The sequence below is a fragment of the Microbacterium sp. KNMS genome (assembly GCF_053851835.1).
Genome location: NZ_JBSQBP010000014.1, coordinates 87,663 through 94,330, shown reverse-complemented (window position 1 = coordinate 94,330; position 6,668 = coordinate 87,663). Strand labels below are relative to the sequence as shown.

6 protein-coding genes are annotated in these 6,668 nt (G+C 71.4%); all 6 read right to left on the bottom strand.

Going from position 1 to position 6,668, the window contains the following annotated elements:
- Positions 1–84: 84 nt before the first annotated feature.
- From ACWXWW_RS10465 to ACWXWW_RS10440, 6 genes are read right to left on the bottom strand one after another with little or no spacing between them, the layout of a single operon-like run.
- On the bottom strand, positions 85–888 hold the full coding sequence (locus tag ACWXWW_RS10465; protein WP_455969852.1) for an HpcH/HpaI aldolase family protein: 804 nt from the start codon (positions 886–888) through the stop codon (positions 85–87).
- Positions 873–1,661 (bottom strand): 2-oxo-hept-4-ene-1,7-dioate hydratase, encoded by a 789-nt coding sequence (gene hpaH, locus ACWXWW_RS10460; RefSeq protein WP_455969850.1) that lies wholly within the window; start codon positions 1,659–1,661, stop codon positions 873–875. Before hpaH ends, ACWXWW_RS10465 begins: the two co-directional genes overlap by 16 nt.
- The gene (hpaD, locus tag ACWXWW_RS10455) at positions 1,658–2,821 is read right to left on the bottom strand and encodes a 3,4-dihydroxyphenylacetate 2,3-dioxygenase (RefSeq protein ID WP_282979773.1); all 1,164 of its coding nucleotides are present in this window, start codon (positions 2,819–2,821) and stop codon (positions 1,658–1,660) included. The genes hpaH and hpaD overlap by 4 nt, the downstream gene beginning before the upstream one ends.
- Positions 2,822–2,855: 34 nt before the next feature.
- Entirely contained in the window at positions 2,856–4,367 is a 1,512-nt protein-coding gene (gene hpaE, locus ACWXWW_RS10450; RefSeq protein ID WP_455969849.1) for a 5-carboxymethyl-2-hydroxymuconate semialdehyde dehydrogenase, read from the bottom strand.
- A complete protein-coding gene (locus tag ACWXWW_RS10445; protein ID WP_271173991.1) occupies positions 4,364–5,071 on the bottom strand; it encodes a GntR family transcriptional regulator in 708 nt (235 codons plus the stop codon). The genes hpaE and ACWXWW_RS10445 overlap by 4 nt, the downstream gene beginning before the upstream one ends.
- Positions 5,072–5,075: 4 nt before the next feature.
- Positions 5,076–6,539: a fumarylacetoacetate hydrolase family protein gene (locus ACWXWW_RS10440; protein ID WP_455969847.1), complete on the bottom strand. Its 1,464-nt coding sequence runs from the start codon at positions 6,537–6,539 to the stop codon at positions 5,076–5,078.
- Between the last annotated feature and the right edge of the window lie 129 nt (positions 6,540–6,668).

Sequence of the window (6,668 nt, the reverse complement as noted above, 5' to 3'; positions counted from 1 at the left end):
TGTCCCGCCCACCACGGACATTCGAAGACCTCTACGAGCCAGAACGAAGCACAAAAGGTCACAGAACGATAACGAAGGTGAAGGTCAGGTCGCAGTGCGCCCGCGCTCCGCATCCCCTCCGATGAACCCGTCCGCGAGCGCCTCCGACGCGCGTGCGAGCAACGCGACATCCGCTCCCACGAGCAGGAAGCGCGCGCCGGCCTCGGCGTAGGCGCGCGCAGCCGCGGGGTCGAACGCGTTCACGCCGCACGGCCGACCCACGGCCGCGGCCGCCTCGAAGACGCGCTTCACCGCGGCGACCACGTCGGGGTGCGTCTGCTGCCCGAGCAGCCCCATCGACGCCGCGAGGTCGGCCGGGCCGACGAACACGCCGTCGATGCCCGGCGTCGCCGCGATCTCGGCGGCGTTGTCGACGCCCTCCGCGGTCTCGATCTGCACGTACACGGCGACATGCTCGGCCGCGTCGCGGAGGTAGCCGTCGACCCGGTTCCAGCGCGCCGAGCGCGCGAGGGCGCTGCCGACGCCGCGTCTCCCTGCGGGCGGGTACTGGATGGCCCCGGCGACCGCACGCGCCTCGTCGGCGGTCGAGATCATCGGCACGAGGAGCGTCTGCACGCCGAGGTCGAGCACCTGCTTGATGACGACGGGGTCGGCCGACGGGATGCGCACGCCCGCGGTCACGGGGTACGCCGACACGGCGTGCAGCTGCGCGAGCACCGACTCGAGCCCGTTCGGGGCGTGCTCCATGTCGATGAGCACCCAGTCGAGTCCCGATCCCGCCATGATCTCGGCGGCGACGGGAGAGCCCGAGCACACCCATCCGCCGTACAGCGGCCGCGTCGCCTCCGCGAGCCGGTGCCGAAGGGTCGGGTTCAGACGAAGCGGCATGAGATGGCTCCCATCGGCCCGTAGTCGGCGAGCACGGAGTCGCCCCTGTCGATCCAGACGGGGCGCGTGAACGAGCCCGCGAGGACGATCTCGCCCGCCTCGAGGCGCGCTCCGTGCTGGTGCAGCTTGTTCGCGAGCCACGCGACGCCCGCGCCGGGGTGATTGAGCACTCCGGCGGCGACGCCCGTCTCCTCGATCGTCTCGTTGCGGTAGAGCAGCGCCGACACCCAGCGCAGGTCGACGTCGTCGGGCCGAGTCGGGCTGCCGCCGAGCACGAGGCCGCCGTACGCCGCGTTGTCGCTGATCGTGTCGACGATCGTCCGCCCCTCCAGCTCGACGTGCGAGTTCAGGATCTCGAGTGCGGGCGTGACGTACTCGGTGGCCCGCAGCGCGTCGAAGAGGGTGCAGTGCGGGCCCTCGAGCGGCGCGCTCAGCACGAACGCGAGCTCGACCTCGATCCGCACGTTCGAGAAGCGAGCGTGCGGGATGCGCGCGCCGTTCTCCCAGACCGTGTCATCGAACATGACCCCGTAGTCCGGCTCTGCGATGCCCGTCGCCTGCTGCATCGCGCGCGACGTGAGCCCGATCTTCCGGCCGACGAGGCGGCGCCCCGCGGCGATCCGACCGTCGCGCCAGATGCCCTGGATCGTGTACGCGTCGTCGACGGTCGCCTCCGGATGGCGCGCGGTGATGCGCGGGATGAGCGTCCGGTCGCGGTCGGCCGCGGCCAGCTCGTCGGCGATCGCCTGGATCGCCTCGGCCGAGAGGCTCACAGCTGGTGCCCCAGCTTGTACTCGCCCTGCTTCCACTCGGGCATCGCCTCGTCGTCGTCTCGCCGCGTGTACGAGAAGCCGTCGGCGCCGATCGTCACCGCCATCTCGCTCGCGTCGGTGCGGGCGCGCACGGGCTGCGGGTTGCCGTCGAGGTCGAGCACGAGCGACGCATCGGTGTACCAGCTCGGCACGACCGGATTGCCCCACCAGTCCCGGCGCTGGTTGTCGTGCACGTCCCACGTGATGACGGGGTTGTCGGGGTCGCCGGTGTAGTAGTCCTGCGTGTACACCTCGACGCGGTGGCCGTCGGGGTCGCGGAGGTAGAGGTAGAACGCGTTCGAGACGCCGTGTCGCCCCGGCCCGCGCTCGATCGCGTCGGAGCGGCGCAGCGCCCCGAGCTTGTCGCAGATCGCGAGGATGTTGTGCTTCTCGTGCGTGGCGAAGCACACGTGGTGCATGCGGGGCCCGTCGCCGCCGGTCATCGCGGTGTCGTGCACGGTCGGCTTCCGGCGCATCCATGCCGCGTACACCGTGCCCTCCTCGTCCTGGATGTCCTCCGTGACGCGGAATCCGAGGCTCTGCATGTATGAGACCGCACGCGGGACGTCGGGCGTGACCTGGTTGAAGTGATCCAGGCGCACGAGCTCGCCGGGGACATGCAGGTCGTATCGCCACGACATCCGCTCGACGTGGTCGGCCTGGTGGAAGAACTCGTACGGGAAGCCGAGCGGGTCCTCCACGCGGACGGAGTCGCCGATACCCTTCACGAAGCCCTCGGGTCGGCGCTCGACGCGGCACCCGAGCTCGGTGAAGAAGGCGACGGCGCGGTCGAGGTCCTCGGGTGAGCGCACGCGGTACGAGAACGCCGCGACCGCCGCGACCGGGCCCGTGCGGAGCACGAGGTTGTGGTGGATGAACTCCTCGGTCGAGCGCAGGTAGATCGTCGTGTCGTCCTCCTCGGTCACGTAGAGGCCGAGCACGTCGACGTAGAACGCGCGGGATGCCGCGAGATCGGTCACCACGAGCTCCATGTAGGCGCACCGGAGGATGTCCGGGGGAGCGGCAGCGGGGCGGGGGATCGGGTTCGCCGCGGCGATCGGCGCCTCCTGCGAGACGAAGTAGCCGGAGGAGGTGAGGGTCATGTCCTCGCGTCGGGTCATGTCATGCGTCCTTGCGTGAGCGGATGGCCGGGGGTCAGTTCCTGCCGAAGGTCGGGTTGTGCACCTCGCCGAGGGTGATGTGCACGGCCTGCTGGTCGGTGTAGAAGTCGATGGAGCGGTAGCCGCCCTCGTGGCCGAGCCCCGACGCCTTGACGCCGCCGAACGGCGTGCGCAGGTCGCGCACGTTGTTCGAGTTCAGCCACACCATGCCGGCCTCGACCGCCTGCGCGACGTTGTGGGCGCGCTTGAGGTCGTTCGTCCAGATGTACGCCGCGAGCCCGTACTTCGTGTCGTTCGCGAGCGCGAGCGCCTCCTCGTCGGTGTCGAACGGCGTGATCGCGACGACGGGCCCGAAGATCTCCTCCTGGAAGATGCGCGCGTCGCGCGGGACGTCGGCGAACACGGTCGGCGCGACGAAGTTGCCGAACGCGAAGCCTTCGGGCTGCCCGCCGCCGGCGACGAGCCGACCCTCGCTCTTGCCGATCTCGACGTACGACATCACCTTCGCGTAGTGCTCGGGGTGCACGAGCGCGCCCACCTCGGTCGCGGGGTCGTGCGGGTAGCCGACCTTCACGCGCTTCGCCTGAGCCGCATACCGCTCGACGAACTCGTCGTACACCGCGCGCTGGACGAGGATGCGGCTGCCGGCCGTGCAGCGCTCGCCGTTGAGCGAGAAGACGCCGAAGATCGTCGCGTCGATCGCGGCGTCGAGGTCGGCGTCGGCGAACACGATCGCCGGGCTCTTGCCGCCGAGCTCCATCGAGAGCCCCTTGAGGTGCGGGGCCGCGTTCGCGAAGATGATCTGCCCCGTCCGGCTCTCGCCCGTGAACGAGATGAGCGGCACGTCGGGGTGCTTCACGAGCGCGTCGCCCGCCTCCTCGCCCAGGCCGTTGACGAGGTTGAACACGCCGCGCGGCAGGCCCGCCTCCTCGAAGATGCCCGCCCACAGCGACGCCGAGAGGGGCGTGAACTCCGCCGGCTTCAGCACGACGGTGTTGCCCGTCGCGAGCGCGGGGGCGAGCTTCCAGGACTCGAGCATGAACGGCGTGTTCCAGGGCGTGATGAGCCCCGCGACGCCGATCGGCTTGCGGTTGACGTAGTTGATCTGGCGGCCGGGCACCTTGAAGGTGTCGTCCGCCTGCGCGACGACGAGGTCGGCGAAGAAGCGGAAGTTCTCGGCCGCGCGCCGCGCCTGGCCGAGAGCCTGCGTGATCGGCAGGCCCGAGTCGAAGGACTCCAGCTCCGCGAGCCGCGCATCGCGCGACTCGACGAGGTCGGCGATGCGGTGGAGCACGCGCGAGCGCTCGCGCGGCAGCATGCGCGGCCAGGGGCCATCCGCGAACGCGCGGCGCGCAGCCGCGACCGCGCGGTCGACATCCGCCCTCTGCCCGGCGGCCGCCTGCAGGTACACGTCGTTCGAGACGGGCTCGAGCACGTCGAACGTGCCGCCGTCGACGGAGTCGACGAACTCCCCGTCGATGTAGTGCTGGATGCGCTCGGGCAGGTCCGCGGGCACGTGCCGGCGGTCGAGGGCGATGTCGGTCATGTCTCCTCCTCGGTGAGGGGCTTCGTTCGGTCGGTCTGCGTCTCGGCGGCGTGGCGCTGCGCGAGGAAGGCGTTCATGGTCGCCCAGCGGTGCTCCCGCGCCGCGAGCTCGATCTCGAGGGGCTCGGCGCCCGAGCGGATGAGCTCGAGGATGCGGTCGTGCTCGGCGACGGACTCGTGCGCGCGGCCGGGGACGAAGGCGAAGCTCGAATCCCGCAGCCCGGCCATCCGCGTCCATCCGCGGTGCACGAGGTCGAGGATGTGCGGATTCGGGCAGGGCTCGAAGAGCACCGCGTGGAACTCCTGGTTGATCACCGTGAAGCGGTGCGGGTCGAAGTCGTCGAGCAGCCGGCGCAGCCGCTCGTTGATCGCGCTCGCGCGGTCGAGGTCGGCGGCGTCGAGGAGCGGAGCCGAGAGCGAGGTCGCGACGCCCTCGACCACCCCGAGCGTCTGCATGGAGTGGAGGTACTCCGTCTCGTCGACGAGCGTCACGCGGGCTCCCACGTTGCGCTCGAACTCCACGATGCCCTCGGCCTCGAGGCGGCGCACGGCCTCGCGCACGGGGACGACGCTCATGTCGAGCGCGGCGGCGATCGAGCCGAGCACGAGACGATAGCCGGGGCCGAACTCGTGCCGCTGGATCCGCTCGCGGATCCACTCGTACGCGCGCTGCGACTTGCTGAGGCCGGTGAGGGTGTCGGTCATGCTCTCATCCTCCCGTCCCGTGGGCGGCGTCGAAGCGCGCGCGCCACTCGGCGTTCATGGGGAAGAGGCCCTCGACCGGGTGCCCCGCGGCGACCTGCTCCGCGATCCAGGCGTCCTCGGCCTCCTGCGCGAGCGCCGCGTCGGCCACCTCGTCGGCGAGAGCGGGCGGGATGACGATCACCCCGTCGTCGTCGCCGACCACGATGTCGCCCGGGACGACGGTCGCGCCGCCGCACGCGATGGTGATGTCGGCGTCCCACGGCACGTGGCGTCGGCCGAGGACGGCCGGGTGCGGCCCCTGGCTGAAGACGGGCAGGTCCATCTCCGCGACGGCCGCGTAGTCGCGCACGCCTCCGTCGGTGACGACGCCGGCGGCTCCGCGCGCGATGGCGCGCAGGGCGAGGATGTCGCCGAGCGTGCCCGAGCCGCGCTCGCCGCGGGCCTCGATCACGATGACCTCTCCCTCGCCGACCGCGTCGAAGACGCGCTTCTGCGCGTTGTAGCCGCCGCCGTGGCTGCGGAAGAGGTCTTCGCGGTGGGGCACGAAGCGCAGCGTCCGCGCGACGCCGACGAGCTTGACACCCGGGCGGGTCGGACGCACGCCGTCGATCGACACGCTGTCGAGACCGCGCTTGCGCAGCTGCTGCGAGAGCCCCGCGACGGGAGCCTCGAGGAGCTTGGCGCGCAGCGCGGGGTCGAGGGCGGGAGCAGGGGCGTCGAGCCCGGCGGCGGCACGCGAGCCCCACGCCTCCTCGCGCTGGCGGTCGTCGACGGAGGGAAGGGACCCCAGCGCGGGATCGAACCGGGCGGAGCCCTCCACGACACGCGACACGAGTCGGCCGCTCGTCGGGGCACCCGGCGCGTCGGGCGCGTCGACCTCGACCTCGACGACGTCGCCGGGGAGGGCGACCGACGAGCCGGCGGGGGTGCCGGTCAGGATGACGTCGCCCGGCTCGAGCGTGAGGTGCTGCGCGAGGTCGGCGACGAGCTGCCGGAAGGGGAAGAGGAGGTCGGCGGTCGTGTCGTCTTGCACGAGCTCGCCGTTGCGCCAGGTGCGCACGCGCAGGCCCGCCGGATCGACCGCGCGCGCGTCGATGAGGTCGGGGCCGACCGGCGTGTACCCGTCGCGCCCCTTGTTCCGCAGGTTCGAGCCCCTGTCGTTCGCTCGGAGATCGTAGAGCCCCCAGTCGTTGGCGGCCGTCACCCACGCGACGTGGTCCCACGCGTCGTCGATGCCGATCCCGCGCGCGGCCGTGCCGATCACGAGTGCGATCTCGCCCTCGAACGCGAGCAGCTCGGTCCCGGCGGGCCGTTCGACGGTCGCGCCGCTCTCGGCGAGCGAGCTCGACGGCTTGAGGAAGTACGAGGGTGCGGCAGGGCGCCGCCCGCGCTGGTCGGCGCGCGAGGGGTAGCTCAGGTGCACCGCGATGATCTTCCCGGGTCGGGGGAGGCGGTCTTCGAGGCCCACGGGAGCTCCTTCGCTCGTCGAACGGATGTCGTGTACGAGATCATATACGATCCGTTGCCCGGCGCAAGGGGTGTTGTCGGAACGTATTCGAAATCGTATATTGTCCAGATCGACGGCGCGCAGACGCGC